Origin of the sequence: Streptomyces sedi (genome assembly GCF_006335015.1) — a bacterium.
Classification (GTDB): Bacteria; Actinomycetota; Actinomycetes; order Streptomycetales; family Streptomycetaceae; genus Streptomyces; species Streptomyces sedi.
Genome location: NZ_VDGT01000006.1, coordinates 206,609 through 221,946 on the forward strand (window position 1 = coordinate 206,609; position 15,338 = coordinate 221,946).

General features: G+C 73.1%; 15 protein-coding genes. 12 read left to right on the top strand and 3 right to left on the bottom strand.

Features of this window, described 5'->3' with window-relative positions:
* Positions 1–24: 24 nt before the first annotated feature.
* The 11 genes from map to FH715_RS10745 all read left to right on the top strand — a co-directional run bounded on the left by map (position 25) and on the right by FH715_RS10745 (position 10,156).
* Positions 25–891 carry a type I methionyl aminopeptidase gene (gene map / locus FH715_RS10695; RefSeq protein WP_139643613.1) on the top strand — a complete coding sequence of 289 codons (867 nt, stop codon included), beginning with the start codon at positions 25–27 and terminating at the stop codon, positions 889–891.
* 139 nt (positions 892–1,030) lie between these two features.
* On the top strand, positions 1,031–1,693 hold the full coding sequence (locus FH715_RS10700; protein WP_246108667.1) for a biliverdin-producing heme oxygenase: 663 nt from the start codon (positions 1,031–1,033) through the stop codon (positions 1,691–1,693).
* Positions 1,694–1,882: 189 nt separating this feature from the next.
* On the top strand, positions 1,883–3,157 hold the full coding sequence (locus FH715_RS10705) for an ABC transporter substrate-binding protein (RefSeq protein WP_170184691.1): 1,275 nt from the start codon (positions 1,883–1,885) through the stop codon (positions 3,155–3,157).
* Complete coding sequence (locus FH715_RS10710; protein WP_139643619.1) at positions 3,154–4,122, top strand: carbohydrate ABC transporter permease; 969 nt, start codon at positions 3,154–3,156, stop codon at positions 4,120–4,122. The genes FH715_RS10705 and FH715_RS10710 overlap by 4 nt, the downstream gene beginning before the upstream one ends.
* Entirely contained in the window at positions 4,119–4,958 is an 840-nt protein-coding gene (locus FH715_RS10715) for a carbohydrate ABC transporter permease (RefSeq protein WP_246108668.1), read from the top strand. Before FH715_RS10710 ends, FH715_RS10715 begins: the two co-directional genes overlap by 4 nt.
* An 84-nt stretch (positions 4,959–5,042) precedes the next feature.
* Complete coding sequence (locus FH715_RS10720) at positions 5,043–5,774, top strand: DUF7873 family protein (protein ID WP_139643621.1); 732 nt, start codon at positions 5,043–5,045, stop codon at positions 5,772–5,774.
* A 437-nt stretch (positions 5,775–6,211) separates the two neighbouring features.
* Complete coding sequence (locus tag FH715_RS10725) at positions 6,212–6,691, top strand: macro domain-containing protein (protein WP_139643623.1); 480 nt, start codon at positions 6,212–6,214, stop codon at positions 6,689–6,691.
* A 134-nt stretch (positions 6,692–6,825) separates the two neighbouring features.
* A complete protein-coding gene (locus FH715_RS10730; RefSeq protein ID WP_139643626.1) occupies positions 6,826–8,430 on the top strand; it encodes an alpha-amylase family glycosyl hydrolase in 1,605 nt (534 codons plus the stop codon).
* A 72-nt stretch (positions 8,431–8,502) separates the two neighbouring features.
* Positions 8,503–9,180: a YoaK family protein gene (locus tag FH715_RS10735; RefSeq protein ID WP_139643629.1), complete on the top strand. Its 678-nt coding sequence runs from the start codon at positions 8,503–8,505 to the stop codon at positions 9,178–9,180.
* Positions 9,181–9,271: 91 nt separating this feature from the next.
* On the top strand, positions 9,272–9,754 hold the full coding sequence (locus FH715_RS10740; protein WP_139643632.1) for a VOC family protein: 483 nt from the start codon (positions 9,272–9,274) through the stop codon (positions 9,752–9,754).
* Positions 9,755–9,865: 111 nt separating this feature from the next.
* Positions 9,866–10,156: a hypothetical protein gene (locus FH715_RS10745; RefSeq protein ID WP_139643635.1), complete on the top strand. Its 291-nt coding sequence runs from the start codon at positions 9,866–9,868 to the stop codon at positions 10,154–10,156.
* A 37-nt stretch (positions 10,157–10,193) separates the two neighbouring features.
* Here FH715_RS10745 and FH715_RS10750 read toward each other — a convergent pair whose 3' ends face one another.
* Positions 10,194–11,162: a threonine ammonia-lyase gene (locus FH715_RS10750; RefSeq protein WP_139643637.1), complete on the bottom strand. Its 969-nt coding sequence runs from the start codon at positions 11,160–11,162 to the stop codon at positions 10,194–10,196.
* 117 nt (positions 11,163–11,279) lie between these two features.
* Between FH715_RS10750 and FH715_RS10755 the strand changes: the two genes are divergently transcribed.
* Complete coding sequence (locus FH715_RS10755; RefSeq protein WP_139643639.1) at positions 11,280–12,203, top strand: LysR family transcriptional regulator; 924 nt, start codon at positions 11,280–11,282, stop codon at positions 12,201–12,203.
* 76 nt (positions 12,204–12,279) lie between these two features.
* On the opposite strand, the gene FH715_RS29300 is transcribed toward FH715_RS10755, so the two are convergent.
* On the bottom strand, positions 12,280–13,794 hold the full coding sequence (locus FH715_RS29300) for an HtaA domain-containing protein (RefSeq protein WP_139643641.1): 1,515 nt from the start codon (positions 13,792–13,794) through the stop codon (positions 12,280–12,282).
* Positions 13,791–15,314, bottom strand: coding sequence for an HtaA domain-containing protein (locus tag FH715_RS10765; protein ID WP_139643645.1), 1,524 nt, complete (start codon positions 15,312–15,314; stop codon positions 13,791–13,793). The genes FH715_RS29300 and FH715_RS10765 overlap by 4 nt, the downstream gene beginning before the upstream one ends.
* Positions 15,315–15,338: the final 24 nt, after the last annotated feature.

The following is a 15,338-nucleotide window of genomic DNA, read 5'->3' on the forward strand; positions in this document are numbered from 1 at the left end:
CTGCCCGGCCGTAGACTCTGACGCATGTCTGGCCAGTCACTTCTTCAGCCCGGCAGGGTCTCGCCTCGGCGTTCCGTGCCCTCCGCCATCGTCCGGCCCGCGTATGTGGGGCAGCCGGCGCCCGCCCGTTACGAGGGGCCCGACGCGCAGGACGCGGAGACCGTCGCGCGGATGCGCGTCGCGGGTCGGATCGCGGCCCAGGCGTTGGCCGAGACCGCGCGGCACATCGAACCCGGCGTCACCACCGACGCGTTGGACGCGGTGGCGCACGCGTTCCTCTGCGACCACGGCGCCTATCCGTCGACGCTGGGGTACCGGGGTTTCCCCAAGTCGCTGTGCAGCTCGGTGAACGAGGTGATCTGCCACGGCATCCCGGACTCGACGGTGCTGCGCGAGGGCGACATCGTCAACCTGGACATCACCGCGTTCGTCGGCGGGGTGCACGGGGACACCAACGCGACGTACCTGGTAGGCGATCCGGAGTCGGTGGACGAGGAGTCACGGCTGCTGGTGGAGCGGACCAGGGAGGCGCTGGACCGGGCGATCCGGGCGGTGCGGCCCGGTCGGCGACTGAACGTGATCGGGCGGGTGATCGAGTCCTACGCGAAGCGTTTCGGGTATGGCGTGGTGCGGGACTTCACCGGTCACGGGGTGCACAGCGCGTTCCACTCCGGGCTGATCGTTCCGCACTACGACGACCCGGGCGCCGACACGGTGCTGGTGCCGGGGATGACGTTCACGATCGAGCCGATGCTGAATCTGGGCACCCACGAGTGGGAGATGTGGGACGACGAGTGGACGGTCGTGACCAGGGACGGGCGGCGTTCGGCGCAGTTCGAGCACACGCTGGTGGTGACCGAGGGCGGTGCCGAGGTGTTGACGCTGCCCTGACGGGGAAGGGCGTCGCGGGGTGACGCGGTTTTACCGACGGACCGTCGGCAACTCCTTGACTTAGGTAAGCCTAAGTAGCGAGTATGGCGGGGCGCGGCGGGCTGTCGCGCCCCGCCCCCCGAGGCTCTGGAGGTCACGCGTGACCGTGCTCGACGCCACCCCCGCCCCGTTCTCCGCCCTGATCCGGCGGGCCTCGCACGCCCAGCACGAGGCGGCGCACGACTCCTCGTTCATGGACGACCTGCTGGGTGGCCGGCTGGGGGTCGGGAGCTACCGCCGCTACACCGAGCAACTCTGGTTCGTCTACCGAGCGTTGGAGCGGCCGGCCGACGCGCTGACCGGGGACCCGGTGGCGGGGCCCTTCGTCCGGCCGGAACTGTTCCGCGTCCCCCCGCTGGAGCGGGACCTGGACTACCTGCACGACGGCACCGGCTGGCGCGCGGCGGTGGCGCCGCTGCCGTCCACCGCGCGGTACGCGGAGCGGATCGCCGAGGTCGCCGACGGCTGGCCGGGCGGCTATGTCGCGCACCACTACACCCGCTACCTGGGCGATCTCTCCGGCGGCCAGGTGGTGCGGAACGTGGCGGAGAAGACCTGGGGCCTGGCGCGGCGCGGCGACGGGGTGCGGTTCTACGTCTTCGAGGCGATCCCCAATCCGGCGGCCTTCAAGCGGGAGTACCGGGCGGCGCTGGACGCGATCGCCGTGGACCAGGCGGAGCGGGAGCGGATCGTCGAGGAGTGCCGGCTGGCCTTCGAGCTGAACATCACGCTGCTGCGCGAGCTGGCGGCCTCCGAGGGGTAGCGGACCGGCCGGCGCGCGCTCCGGGGACGGCCACCCTCGGGACCTTTCCGGTGAATATTTCCGATTAACGCGTTTTTAGCTTGGTCTGCGCTGACGGAAACGGGACTCTGAGGCCCTTGGAACGCGGGTCTTCTCAAGGAGCACGTCCTGAGTACGTCGATCAGCAGCAGCGCAAGGGCGTTCTGGGCCGTGTCCGCTCTGCTGGCCTCCGCCGCCTGTGGATCGGCCGGTGCCGACGCGGCATCGGTCGACCCCGAGCGGGTGGGCGCGGCCAGCGGGGACATCACCTGGTACGCCATCAACTTCGGCCCCGAGGGCTTCCCCGAGCAGTTGGTCGCGGCCTTCGAGGAGGCCCATCCCGAGATCAACGTGGACTTCCAGCCGGCCCCCAACAACACCGACACGATGCGGGCCACGCTGACCACGGAGATCACCGGCGGCTCCAGCGCCGTCGACGTCTACAACGGCGACCTGGTCTGGCCCGCGCAGTTCGGCGACGCCCAGCTGGCGATGCCGCTGGACGAGCACCTCCCCGACGACTTCTGGGACCGCTACCCCGAGGAGCGCGCCCGGCTCACCGAGTACGACGGCAACCATCTCGCCGCGCCGCTCTACGTCGACTCCGGCTTCCTCTACTACCGGAAGGACCTGCTGGAGAAGTACGACCTGGAGGAGCCGGCGACCTGGCAGGAGCTGGCCGAGTCGGCCAAGCGGCTCCAGGACGAGGGCGAGGTCGACTTCGGCTATGTCGGGCAGTGGGCCAACTACGAGGGCCTGACCGTCAACTGGACGGAGCTCTCGGCCGCGGCCGGCGGCCGGAGCGTCTCCGAGGACGGTTCCGAGGCCGCCATCGACTCCCCGGAGAACCGCGCGGTGCTGGACTTCATGCGGGAGATGCTGGACAGCGAGGTGGTGCCCTCGGCCACCACCAGCTTTCAGGAGCAGCAGTCGCTCCAGACCTTCGTCGACGGCGAGGCCGCGTTCCACCGCAACTGGTCCCACGGCTGGGGCATGGCCAACGACCCGCTCGCCTCGGGGATCGTCGACAAGGTCGGCGTGATGCCGATGCCCGGCTTCGAGGGCGGCGAGAAGAAGGGCCGCTCGGCCGCCGGTGGCTGGAACCTGATGGTCAACCCGCACAGCGAGCGGATCGGCGCGGTGCTCGTCTTCATCGACTGGATGACCGGCCCCGAGGCCCAGCGGCTGATGGCCGAGAACTCGGTGCTGCCGGCCAACGAGGAGGTGCTCCACGACGAGGACCTCCAGAAGGACAACCCGGTCCTGGAGGTCGCCGCCGACCTCGACCTCGTCGCCCGGCCGGCTCAGACGCCCCGTTACCCGCAGATCAGCCACGGCATCTACACCAACATCAACGGCTCCCTGGCCGGCTCGTCCCCGACCGCGAACGCGCTGCGGGCGGCGGAGGACGACATCAGACGCGCGCTGGAGGACCGAGCCCTATGAGCGGTGGCAGAGCGCGGACGGAGTCCCCCAGGACCGAACCCAGGCGGGCGAGGCCCCAGGAGTCGGGACGCTCGGAGCTGGACCGGAAGTTCGCGCGCCTCGGCTGGGCCTTCACCGTGCCGGCGATGCTGGTGGTGCTCGCCGTCACGCTCTTCCCCATCGCCTTCTCCGTCGCGATGAGCCTGAGCCATGTCACGGTCTCCGCCGACGGCTTCGAGCTGTCCGGCTTCACCGGCGAGCACTACAAGCTGCTGCTCCAGTCCGACCGTTGGCGCCACGCGGTGGTCTTCACCGTGCTCTACACCATCGGGACCGTCGTCGCCGAGCTGGTCCTGGGCACCCTGATCGCGCTGGTCCTGGAGCAGCTCTCCGGCGGGCGCGGCTGGATGATGGCGCTGCTGCTGCTCCCCTGGGCCATGATCACGGTGGTCTCGGCGCAGCTGTGGGCGTACATGTACAACGGCGTCTACGGGGTGCTGACCGCGATGACCGAGGGGCTGACGGGGACGCCGTTCCAGTTCCTCGGCACCCCGCTGCCCGCGGTGCTGTCGATGGCGGCGGCGGACGTCTGGAAGACCACGCCGTTCGTGGCGATCATCGTGCTGGCCGGGCTGATGATGCTGCCCAGCGACGTGGTGGAGGCCGCCCGGGTGGACGGCGCCGGGGCCTGGACCGCGTTCTGGAAGGTGCGGCTGCCGCTGCTGCGGCCCGCGCTGGTGATCGCGGTGCTCTTCCGGGTCCTCCAGGCGTTCGGCATCTTCGACCTGCCCTTCGTACTGACCGGCGGTGGGCCAGGCGACGCGACGGAGTCGCTGGCGCTGCTGGGCTGGCACGTGATGTTCACCAACCTGGACTTCGGCCCGGGCGCCGCCGTGGCGGCCAGCACCGCGGCACTGGTGCTGGTGGGCTGTCTGATCTTCCTACGGGCCTTCAAGGCGCGGGTGGGCGACGAGGAGACGCAGTGACCGATCGACCCAGAATGGGCTTCCACTTCCGCTGGGCGCACCTGTGGGCGCTGCTGGTCGCGCTCTTCGTGGCCGCGCCGCTGTACTGGATGGCCGTCAGCTCCCTCAAGCCGCTGGAGGAGGTGGGTGCCAACCCGCCGACCGCGTGGCCGGAGACGCTGACCTTCGAGAACTACCGGCAGGCGTTCACCGACAACAACTTCGGCCGCTACCTGCTGAACTCGGCCGCCGTCTCGCTGCTGGCCACCGGTCTGGTGCTGGCGCTCAGCGCGTTCGCCGGCTACGCGCTGGCGCGGCTGCCGCTGCGCGGCAAGTCGCCGATCATGGTGGCGCTGCTGATGATCTCGCTCTTCCCGACGATCGCGCTGGCCGCGCCGCTGTTCCTGCTGATGCGGGAGGTCGGCTGGCTCAACAGCTACCAGGGCCTGATCCTGGTCTACACGGCGCTGAACATCCCGTTCGCGATCTGGATCCTGCGGAACTTCTTCCTCCAGATCCCCAAGGAGATGGAGGAGGTCGCCTGGGTGGACGGCGCCTCCCCCGTGCGGACCGTGCTGCGGGTGATCCTGCCGCAGGCGCTGCCCGGGATGTTCACGGCCGCGATCTTCACGTTCACCGCCTGCTGGACCGAGTTCCTGATCGGCCTCACGCTCAACACCGCCGACGACTACCGGACGATGCCGGTCGGTGTGGCGCTCTTCGGCTCGACGTTCACCGTTCCCTACGGCACGATCTTCGCCGCCGCGACGGTCTCGGTGCTGCCCATCGCGCTGCTGGTGCTGGTCTTCCGCCGGGCCGTGGTCTCGGGGCTGACCTCGGGCGCGGTGAAGGGGTAGCGGGCGCGGGGCCGTCGTTCGGGAAACCCCGGTGCACGGCGGAGAATCCCTCGGATAGCGTGGGCGTTGTCCGAAGGGGGAGTTGTGGCGAAGCTCAATCAGATCATCGCCGTCGAGAAGGGCGTCAAGGGCAGGACGGCCCAGGACGTCGCGGCGGCCCATCGCGAGGTGCAGAAGCCGGCGTCGCTGGCCGGCATCTCGCGCACCTACCAGCCGAAGGACGAGGAGGGCGAGCAGCTGCCGCCCGAGTCGACCCGCGTGCAGGTCAGCGCCGAGACCGTGCTCAGAGACATGACCGCCTCGCTGACCCGGCTCTTCGACGTGACCGCGACCAAGGACTGGGCGAACTGCGTGGCCCGCGCCGACGTCGTCGTCGACGGCCGCACCCTCGTGCCCGACGTGCCGGTCAGCTACCTGCTCTTCCTGGAGAAGCAGCTCACCGAGGTGCAGGCGTTCCTCAGGAAGCTGCCGGTGCTCGACGCGGCCGAGACCTGGTCCCGCGACCCGTCCACCGACTGGTGGAAGACCGAGCCGGTGCGCACCATCCGCACCCGGAAGGTCCCGCGCAACCACGTCAAGGCCGAGGCCACGGAGAAGCACCCGGCGCAGGTCGAGGTGTACTACGAGGACGTGGCGATCGGCTACTGGTCCACGGTGAAGTTCTCCGGCAGCCTCTCGGCCCGCCGGCTGAACGAGCTGCTGGAGCGCGTCGAGAAGCTCCAGAACGCGGTGAAGTTCGCCCGTGAGGAGGCCAACGCGGCGGAGGTCGACGACCGCCGGGTCGGCGACGCGGTCTTCGGCTACCTCCTCGGCTGAACAGCCCCCAGACTCCTCCGCGGTGGCGACACGGTGGAGGGTGGCGCGACTCGGGTTGAGGTCCCGGGAATCGCGTGAGCACAAGCTGAAACTGAACGTTCAGGCTGATGGACGCGGCCGTAAACCGCGTGGAAGCTCAGACTCTCGCTCAAGATTCAGCATCGCCGCCGATCGCCGGAGCGACCGGGGACGGACACGCCGTCGTATGCGAGTTCGACTCTCGCCTGCACCTCTCTCATGGTGCGGTAGTTCAAAGGTAGAACGCGACGGCATGACCCTGATCCGTCCTCTCTTCAACAGCTCGGGCGTGCGCATCAGGCGGTACCCCGGGGACCTGGGAGAGGGCAAAACTCCCGGGTCCCCCCTTTTTTCGCCTTGCCTCGGGTGCGCGGGGAACCCCCTGGCCAACGGCCCGGCCGGTGGTCGACGCTGGGAGGATGACGAGCATGTTGCGGATCATCGCGGGGGATGCCACCGAGCCGCAGGCGAAGGGGGCGAAGATCGTCGCCCATGTCTGCAACGACCGTGGCGGCTGGGGCAAGGGCTTCGTGCTGGCGCTGTCGAAGCGGTGGGCGGAGCCGGAACGGGACTACCGGCTCTGGTACCGGGGGCGGGCGGGGAACGACTTCGGGCTGGGCGCGGTGCGGCTGGTGCGGGTGCGGCCGGATCTCCAGGTGGCGAACATGATCGGTCAGCACGGGACGAAGACCGGCAGCAACGGGCCGCCGATCCGTTACGAGGCGGTCGAACGTTGTCTGACCGTCGTCGCCGAGCGGGCGCTCGCCGAGGGGGCCTCCGTGCACATGCCCCGGATCGGCTGCGGCCTGGCCGGCGGGAAGTGGGAGCGGATCGAGCCGATCATCCAACGCACGCTGTGCGGGCGCGGGGTGCCGACCACCGTCTACGACCGGCCGTGAGCGCGTGAGCCGGCACTAGGCCGGGCGGGGGGTGATCGGCGATGATCGTCCGGATTGGGTCGCACGTCTGAGACCGTGTCGCACATCCGAGACCGCCGCGCGACGCGGCCCGCACCCCGCACGAAAGGTCCCGCATGTCGCCCTTCCGCCCCGCCCCCAGCTGGCTGGCCGACGCCGTCCTGTACCAGATCTATCCGCAGAGCTTCGCCGACTCCGACGGTGACGGCATCGGCGACTTCGCCGGGGTCACCGCGCGTCTGGACCATCTGGCCTGGCTCGGGGTGAACACGGTCTGGCTCAACCCCTGCTTCGCCTCCCCGTTCAACGACGCCGGCTACGACGTCTCGGACTACCTGCGGGTGGCGCCGCGCTACGGGACGCAGGATCAGCTGGCGGAGCTGGTGGAGGCCGCCGCGCGGCGTTCGATCCGGGTGATGCTCGACCTGGTGGCCGGGCACACCTCCGACCAACACGCCTGGTTCCAGGCGGCCGTCGACGACCCGGACGACGACCGCTACATCTGGACGGACCGGGCGGACGACGCGCTGCCGCCGGGGTTCGTCGCCTCGCCGGGGAGCCGGCCCGGCGGCTATCTGCCCAACTTCTTCGACAGCCAGCCCGCGTTGAACTTCGGCTACGCCCGCCCGCACCCCGACGAGCCCTGGCGGCTTCCGGTGGACGCGCCCGGGCCCAGGGCCAACCGGGAGGCGCTGCGCGAGGTGATGGACCACTGGCTCGGCCTGGGGCTGGCCGGCTTCCGGGTCGACATGGCGCACTCGCTGGTCAAGGACGACCCCGGCATGGTGGCGACCGGCGCGCTCTGGAGCGAGCTGCGCGGCTGGCTGGACGAGGCGCACCCGCACGCCGCGCTGCTGGCGGAGTGGGGCGACCCGTCGACCTCGGTGCCGGCCGGCTTCCACTCGGACTTCTTCCTCCAGTTCGGCGGGCCGTCGGACGGGCTGCCGCTGCGTTCGCTGTGGAACAACGGGCAGGGCACCGTCGCCGAGCACTGGACGCAGGAGCACTGCTACTTCGACGCGGCGGGGCAGGCCTCGGCCGGCACGTTCGTCCAGGCCTGGGAGTCGGTGAGCGGTGCCGTCGGCGACAAGGGGTTCATCACGCTGCCCAGCGCCAACCACGACTTCTCGCGGCTGGCGACCGGCGACCGCACCGCCGAGCAGCTGCCGGCGGCGTTCGCCTTCCAGCTGACCTGGCCGACGCTGCCGGCGATCTACTACGGCGACGAGATCGGGATGCGCTACGTGCCCGACCTGCCGGACCACGAGGGCAGCCGGCTCGGCCCCCGCTACAACCGGGCCGGGTCCCGCACCCCGATGCAGTGGGACGGCTCCCCCAACGCCGGCTTCTCGACCGCGCCGGCCGACCGGTTGTATCTGCCGATCGACCCGGACCCGCAGCGGCCCACGGTGGCGGCCCAACGGGCGGACGAGACGTCGCTGTTGCATCTGGTGCGGCGGCTGATCGCGCTGCGGCGCTCGCATCCGGAGCTGGGCGCGCGGTGCGCGACGGAGGTCTTCCACACCGGCTACCCGCTGGTCTATCTGCGGGGTGACCGCTTTCTCGTGGTGGTCAACCCCCGTCGGGAGCGCGCCGAGTTCCCGCTGCCGAGGCCGGACATGGCGACCGCGCGGCCGGTGCTGGGCGAGGGCGTCACGGTGGACGGGAGCGGCGTCGCGGCGGCCGGCTTCGGCTACGCGGTGCTCGACCTGCGCGGCTGAGCCTCCCCGGCGGGCCGGGCCACGGCCCGCCGGACGACGGAGGAGCAGAACGGGAACGGGAAGAGGAGCACGGTGGGCGGGACCGGGGAGGCCGAACGGACGGCGCTGGCGTTGACCTTGGCGCTCACCTTCGTCACCGGCGTGGTGGACGCGGTGGGCTACCTCGGCCTGGACCGGGTTTTCACGGGCAACATGACGGGGAACATCGTGATCCTCGGCATGGGCGCGGCGGGTTCCGACGAACTGCCGGTGCTCGGGCCGGCGTTGGCGCTGCTGGCGTTCGCGGGCGGGGCGCTGGTCGCGGGGGTGTCGCTGCGGGGCGCGCCGAGCGGTTGGGGGGCGCGGGTGACGGCGCTGCTGGGGGCGCAGACCGTGGTGTTGGGGGCGCTCGCCGTGGGGTTGGCGCTGGCCGGCGGGGAGCCCGACGGCGCGGCGCGGCCGGCGGTCGCGGCGGCGACGGCGGCGGCGATGGGCTGTCAGGCGGCCGTCGCCCGCCGGCTCGGGGTGGCGGGGATGACCACGGTGGTGGTCACCTCGACGCTGACCGGCTGGGCGGCCGAGTCGCTGCCGAGGGGCGGCCGGGGCGCGTTCGCCAACCGGGGGACGGCCGCGATCCTGGCGATCTTCCTGGGCGCGGTGGCGGGCGCCGTGCTGCTGAGGGCCACCGAACTCGCCGTGCCGATGGGGCTGGCCGCCGCGCTGTGCGGCGTGGTGGCGTGGGTGGGGCACCGCCGGGTGCGGGCCGTCTGACCGCGCGCCCGGCGGGCTTAGGTCGCGCGGCGGAACGGGGTCGGGTCCCTGGCACGTGGTGCGGGTGGGGGGCGGCTGCCAGCCTGGGCGGATGAACGACGCATGGCCGACACACCTGGCCGTCGGGGCGCTGCGCTTCGCCCGTCCGACCGCCGGGTTCGACGAGACCCTGACCTTCTACCGCGACGACCTGGGGCTGCCGGTGCTCGCCGAGTGGCGGGGCAAGGAGGGTTGGGACGGCGCGGTGCTGGGCCTGCCCGGGGCCCCCGTGCACCTGGAGATCACCCACCACCCCGACTCGCCCCCGCCGCCGGCACCGCACCCGGAGAACCAGCTGGTGCTCTATCTGCGCGGCCCCGAGGCGCGGGACGCGGCGGCGGCGCGGCTGACCGCACGCGGCCACCGGCCGGTGGCCGGCCCGGACGACTACTGGCGCGCACGCGGCGCGGTGCTCTTCACCGACCCGGACGGCTGGCGGGTCGTGCTGGCGCCCTGGGTCTTCGGCGTCGACCCGGTGCCCCGACCGGCGTCCCGGGCGGTGCCCCGACCGGCGTCCCGAGCGGTGTCCGACTGAGAACGGTCCGGTGGGGTAACCGACCCCGCACACCGGGGCGTTGGCCGGCGGCCACGTCGCGGGGGGCGGGGTGGGACGTTTGGGCGGGGCGGAAACGGTCAGGCGATTGTCATGGCCACACAAAGAGTAAAGACCGCTCCCCTGGCCCTGGGAATCGCCGTCGTCGCCAATGTCGCCGCCGGCATCATCGGCCTGTGGATACTGCTCTACCTCCTGGACGCCAACCCGCGGAACGACCTGGTCACCGTCTCCCACGACGTGTCACGGGCGCTGGCGTTCTGGTCGTACGACCTGTTCACCTTCGACAAGGAGTGGGTCCGGGTGGTCAGCGGCTACGGCGTGGCGGCCGTGACCTATCTGATCATCGGCAACCTGCTCGCCTCCCGGGTGCGGCGGATGTGACGCCGGCGCGGCCCCGCCGGGCGCGTTCCGCGTTCCCTCAGGCGGGGCCGGCCAGCCGCAGCTGGCCCCTGAGCTCACGCTCACTGGCGTTGGCGCCGGTGCAGACCACGCCGACCCGCCGCCCGGCGAAACGTTCCGGGTGGGCCAGCAGCGCCGCGAGACCGGCCGCGCCCGCGCCCTCGGCGAGGGTGTGCGCGTCGCGCATCAGGACCCACTGGGCCTCGCTGATCCGCTCGTCGTCGACCAGCAGGAAGTCCGCCAACCTGGGCCCCATCAGCGCCTGGGTCAGGGCGAAGCCCGCGCCGGTCGCGAGCCCCTCGGCGCGGGTGCCGCTGGGCCGGGTCAGCAGCCGGCCGGCGCGCCACGAGTCGTGGGCGGCCGGGGACGCCGCCGCCTGCACGGCGATCACCTCGCAGCGCGGGGCGAGCGCCTCGGCCACCAGGCACGCGGCGGCGGCGCCACTGCCGCCGCCCACCGGGACCACCACGATCTCCAGGTCGGGCGCCTGCTCGAACATCTCCAGATAGGCCGTGGCGACGCCCGCCACGAGCGCCGGCTCGTCCGCCGCGCTGACCAGCCGCATCCCGCGTTCCTCGGCCAGGCGCCGCGCGTGCTCGGCGGCCTCGCCCATGTCGGCGCCGGCCTCGATCAACTCGGCGCCCAGCGCGCGCACCGCGTCCGCCTTGCACGGGTTGGGGTCGACGGGCATCACGATCGCACAGGGCACGCCGTGCCTGCGGGCGGCGAAGGCCAGCGACTGGGCGTGGTTGCCCGTCGAGTAGCCGACGATCCCGGTGCGCCGCTCCTCGGCGCCGAGGCCCGCCAGCAGGTTGAGGCCGCCGCGCACCTTGAACGCGCCGGTCGGCTGCACGTTCTCGTGCTTGACCTGCACGGAGGCGCCGGTCGTGGCGTCGAGCGCCGGATAGTTCCACATCGGGGTGGGGGGCAGCTGGCCGGCGAGGACGCGGCGGGCCGCCAGCGCGTCGGAGATGGTCGGCTGGAGCATGTCCGCACTGTCCCACGGGCCGACGCATAGCTCCAATGCCGGTTTTCTTGGCTTTCATCGACGACATCTATGGGTGCTGGTCGCGGGCGGGGCGCGGGTGGTCTACGCTGCGCGGCCATGTGGAACCTCACCAGGTTGCGAGTGCTGGTCGCGGTGGCCAGGGAGGGCTCGGTGACCGGCGCCGCCGAGGCGCTGCACTACGCCCAGCCCTCCGTCAGCCACCATCTGGCGCGTCTTGAGTCCGAGGTCGGGGTGGTGCTGGTGCGCCGGGTGGGGCGCGGGGTGCTGCTGACGGACGCCGGCCGGCTGCTGGTGGCGCGGGCCGAGGAGATCCTCGGCCGGGTGGAGTCGGCGCGCGCGGAGGTGGCGGCGCACGCCGGCCTGCGTACCGGGCGCGTGCGGCTGGCCGCGTTCCCCTCCTCGCTGGCCACCCTGGTGCCGCCGGCCGCGGCCCGGCTGGCGGCCGAACACCCGGGTGTCGACCTGGCGTTGACGGAGGCCGAGCCGCCGGCGGCGCTGACCGCGCTGCGCAACGCGGACGTGGACGCGGCGCTGGTCTTCGCGCACGACGACCCGCCGCCCGGCGACCAGCGGACCGTGACGCTGACGCCCCTGCTGGAGGAGCCGCTGTATCTGGTGACGCGGGCCGGGGAGCCGGGGGCGGAGGCGGCGGCGCCCGCCTCGGCCGGGGAGCTGGCGGAGCACGCCGGGGACAGCTGGATCGCCGGCTGTGAGCGCTGCCGAGCGCATCTGGTGTCGGTCTGCGAACGGGCCGGCTTCTCGCCCAGGATCACCTTCGAGACGGACGACTACGTCGCGGTGCAGGCCCTGGTCGCCGCCGGGCTCGGGGTGAGCGTGGTGCCGGGGCTCGCCCTGGCGGCGCACCGCGACGCGCGGGTGCGGGCCGCGCCGCTGGTCGGCGAGATGCGGCGGGTGGCGCTCGCGGTTTACGGCTCCTCGCCGGCGCCCGAGCCGGTGCGGGCGTTCGCGGAGGTGCTGCGGGAGACGGTGACGGCGCAGCGGTGGCCCGCCGCGGAGTGAGCGCCGCGGCGCGGGCCGCGCCCGGCGGTCGCCCGAGGGGGCGGTCGCCGGGCGCGGGCCCCGGGAGGCGCCGGCGTCAGGCGAGGCGGCGCACCCGCGCGTAACGGACGGCGGCCAGGCCGCCGAGGGCGAGCGCGCCCGCCGCGCCGAGCAGCGCGGCCTCCTGGCTGCCCGCCCCCGTCGCGGCCAACGCGCCCCCGCTCGCGCCCCCCTGGGGGCCGAGCCCGCCGGTCGCGCCGTCCGAGCCGCCGCCGTCGACGCCCCCTTCGCCGTCGGGCAGCCGGGCGTCCTCGCTGAGGGCCAGCGAGATGGAGACCGGGTCCAGCTCCTCCCCCGCCTCGTAGAAGCCGCCGAACGCCTCGGCGCCCTCGGCGGTCAGGGTCGCCGGCACCCCGTCGAGGGCGAGGACGTCGCCCTCCGGGTTCAGCGCGTCGGCGGGGACGTCGAGTGCGGCGACGGTCAGGTCGGTGTACTCGGTGACCTCGCCGGAGTCGCGGTCCTTGGAGGAGACGTCCGCGACCAGGGCGCCCTCGCCGTTCTCCACCTCGACGCCGAACGCACTGAAGCGCAGGTCGAGTTGGCCCTCGTGGCCGGTGAACCGGACGCCTCCGGCGAAGGCGCTGTCCAGCGTGGCGGCCTCGGTGTCCAGGGCGCCGGTGGCGTCGGGGAAGCGGTAGCCGTCGGCCAGCTCGGTGGCACCGCCGGTCAGCGCGACCTCGCCGCCGGCGACGGGACCGGTGACATAGGAGCGGAAGGACTCCTTGACGCCCCAGTCCAGCCGTCCGTCCACGATCGGCCCGGCAAGCGCTTCCGGCTCCTCTGAGCCGCCGGTCCCGCCCGTTCCTCCGGTCCCGCCCGTTCCTCCGGTTCCACCCGTTCCTTCGGAGCCCCCGGCCCCTTCGGTGCCCCCCGTGTCGCCGGGGTTCCCCGTGCCCGGGTCCTCCCCGCCGGCCGCAGGGGTGACGGTGAGGGTGGCCGGGTCCAGTTCCGTGCCCTCGTCGTACATCGGGGAACCGTTGTACGCGAACGCGGTGGCGCCGTCGGCCGTCAGCGTCGCCGGGATGTCGGCGAAGACCATCGCGCCGTCCTCGCCCCGGCCGGGGCTTGTCCCCGTCAGGTCGAGGGTGGCGAACGCGACGTCCTCCGTGGTGGCGCCCGCGACGGTGACGTCGGCCAGGATGCGCCCCTCGGTGCCCTCGGTGACGACCCGGAGATCGGCGAGCTTCAGGTCCAACGCGCCGTGGTGGCCGGTGAAGTGCACCGCCCCGTCGAACGCGGTGGTCACGCCGTGGGTGGCCAGGTCGTAGCTGCCGCTGCCGCCGGTGAAGCGGTAGCCGTTCTCCGTGGTCTCGGCGCCGGCGGAGACCTCGGCGCTGCCGCCGGCGATCGGACCGGTGAGGTAGCGGCGGAAGGACTCCTTGACGCCCCAGTCGAGTTGGCCGTCGGCGATCTCGATGACCTGGGCGGGCGCGCCGTCCTCGGCGACCGCCCGGCCGGCGAACGCGGTGGCGCTCAGCACGGTGGCGCAGGCGACGGCGAGCAGCGAGGCGCCTCGGCGCGCGGCGCGGGCGGGGTGGGTTCGGGTGGTCATGAGCGGGGTGTCTCCTCGTCGTTCACGGAAGGCGTTACCTGGTCGGTCGGTTCGGTCGGCCCCGCGGTGGGGGTGGCGCGGCGCCGGCGGACGAGCGGGAAGGCGGCGGCGAGCGCCAGCAGCGCGCCCGCGCCGATCGCGAGATACAGGGGGGTGCGGTCGTCGTCGGCCGCGGCCTCGGCGGTGGGTGCGTCGTCGGCCGCCGGCTCCGCCGGGGCGGTCGGCTCGGCGCCGAGGTCGGGCAGGGGCGGGAGCGCGGCGTCCTCGGTGACGGCCAGCGCGAGGGTCAGCGGGTCCATCTCCGTGCCCTCGGGGTAGAGGCCGGCGAAGGCGTCCGCGCCCTCCCCGGTCAGCACGGCCGGCACCTCGGCGAGCACGACCAGGCCGTCCTCGGGAGCGAGTTCCTCTTCCTCGGCGGGGAAGGTGACCAGCGGCTGGTCCCGCGCACGCGCCCCGCGCTCGCCGGGGTCGATGTCCGCGAAGAGGGTCCCGGTGCCGTCGGCGACCTCGACGCGCACCGCGCTCAGCGTGAGGTCGAGGTCGTTGCCGGCGAAGCGGACGGCGCCGTGGAACGCGGCCTCGGCCGTGCCGGCCTCCGGGTCGAGGGTGCCCTCGGCGAGCGGGAAGCGGAAGAGCGCGCCGCCGTCCTCCGCGCCGTCGGCCAGCTCCCAGGCGCCCTCCGCCACGGGCCCGGTGACGTACTCGCGGAAGGTGCGGCGCACACCCCAGTCCACGGCGGCGTCGACGAGCGCGCCCGCCTCCTCGGACGCGTCGGCCCCGTGCTGCTCCTCGGCGGGTTCCGGTTCCGGCTCCTCCTCCGCGTCCTCGGGCGCGGAGGGCTCCTGGCTGTCGGCGGTGAAGGAGAGCGGGTCGAGCGGGTCGCCGGCCTGGTAGTAGCCGGCGAAGGCGGTCGCGCCCCGCTCGGTGAGGGTGGTGGGGGCGCCGGTGACGGCGATCTGGGTGCCGCCGCGCAGGTCGACGCCGCTCAGGTCGACCGTGGCCAGCGGCACCTGGCTGCCCTCGGTGACCTGGCCGGTGCCGCGTTCCGTGGAGCGCATGTCGGCGTGGAGGGTGCCGGTACGCCCCGATACCGACAGCGAGGGATTGCTGATGAGGAGGTCGAGTTCATGGCTTCCGTCGTCCTTCCGGTGACCGACGAAGTGCACCCCGCCGCTGTAGCCGGCGTGCAGCGCCCCGGTCTCCGGGTCGTAGCCGCCGGTGGCGGAGTGGAAGCGGAACTGGTTCTCCCCGACGGTGGAGGCACCGCCCGACAGGCTCCAACTTCCTTCGGCTATGGGGCCGGTGACATAGGTCTGGAACGACGCCTTGACGCCCCAGTCCAACCTGCCGCCGGCGACCTGGCGTTCGGCGGCCGGCAGCCGTTCGGGCTGCGCGGCGCGCGCGCCGCCCGGGGCGCCGAGCGGGCCGGCGACCAGGGCCAGGGCCAGCGCGGCGAGCAGCGCCTGGAGGGTGCCGCGGCGCACCGCGGGCAGCCTCCGGGACAGCACTCTGGGCAGCATGAAGGTCCTCCCACGACAGCCGGG

Bases quoted from the DNA above. Each gene is read 5' to 3' on its own strand.
- FH715_RS10740 (WP_139643632.1), top strand. From the start codon at position 9,272: ATGAACGACGCATGGCCGACACACCTGGCCGTCGGGGCGCTGCGCTTC.
- FH715_RS10755 (WP_139643639.1), top strand. From the start codon at position 11,280: ATGTGGAACCTCACCAGGTTGCGAGTGCTGGTCGCGGTGGCCAGGGAG.
- FH715_RS10750 (WP_139643637.1), bottom strand. From the start codon at position 11,162: ATGCTCCAGCCGACCATCTCCGACGCGCTGGCGGCCCGCCGCGTCCTC.
- FH715_RS29300 (WP_139643641.1), bottom strand. From the start codon at position 13,794: ATGACCACCCGAACCCACCCCGCCCGCGCCGCGCGCCGAGGCGCCTCG.
- FH715_RS10765 (WP_139643645.1), bottom strand. From the start codon at position 15,314: ATGCTGCCCAGAGTGCTGTCCCGGAGGCTGCCCGCGGTGCGCCGCGGC.
- FH715_RS10745 (WP_139643635.1), top strand. From the start codon at position 9,866: ATGGCCACACAAAGAGTAAAGACCGCTCCCCTGGCCCTGGGAATCGCC.
- FH715_RS10725 (WP_139643623.1), top strand. From the start codon at position 6,212: ATGACGAGCATGTTGCGGATCATCGCGGGGGATGCCACCGAGCCGCAG.
- FH715_RS10710 (WP_139643619.1), top strand. From the start codon at position 3,154: ATGAGCGGTGGCAGAGCGCGGACGGAGTCCCCCAGGACCGAACCCAGG.
- FH715_RS10730 (WP_139643626.1), top strand. From the start codon at position 6,826: ATGTCGCCCTTCCGCCCCGCCCCCAGCTGGCTGGCCGACGCCGTCCTG.
- map (WP_139643613.1), top strand. From the start codon at position 25: ATGTCTGGCCAGTCACTTCTTCAGCCCGGCAGGGTCTCGCCTCGGCGT.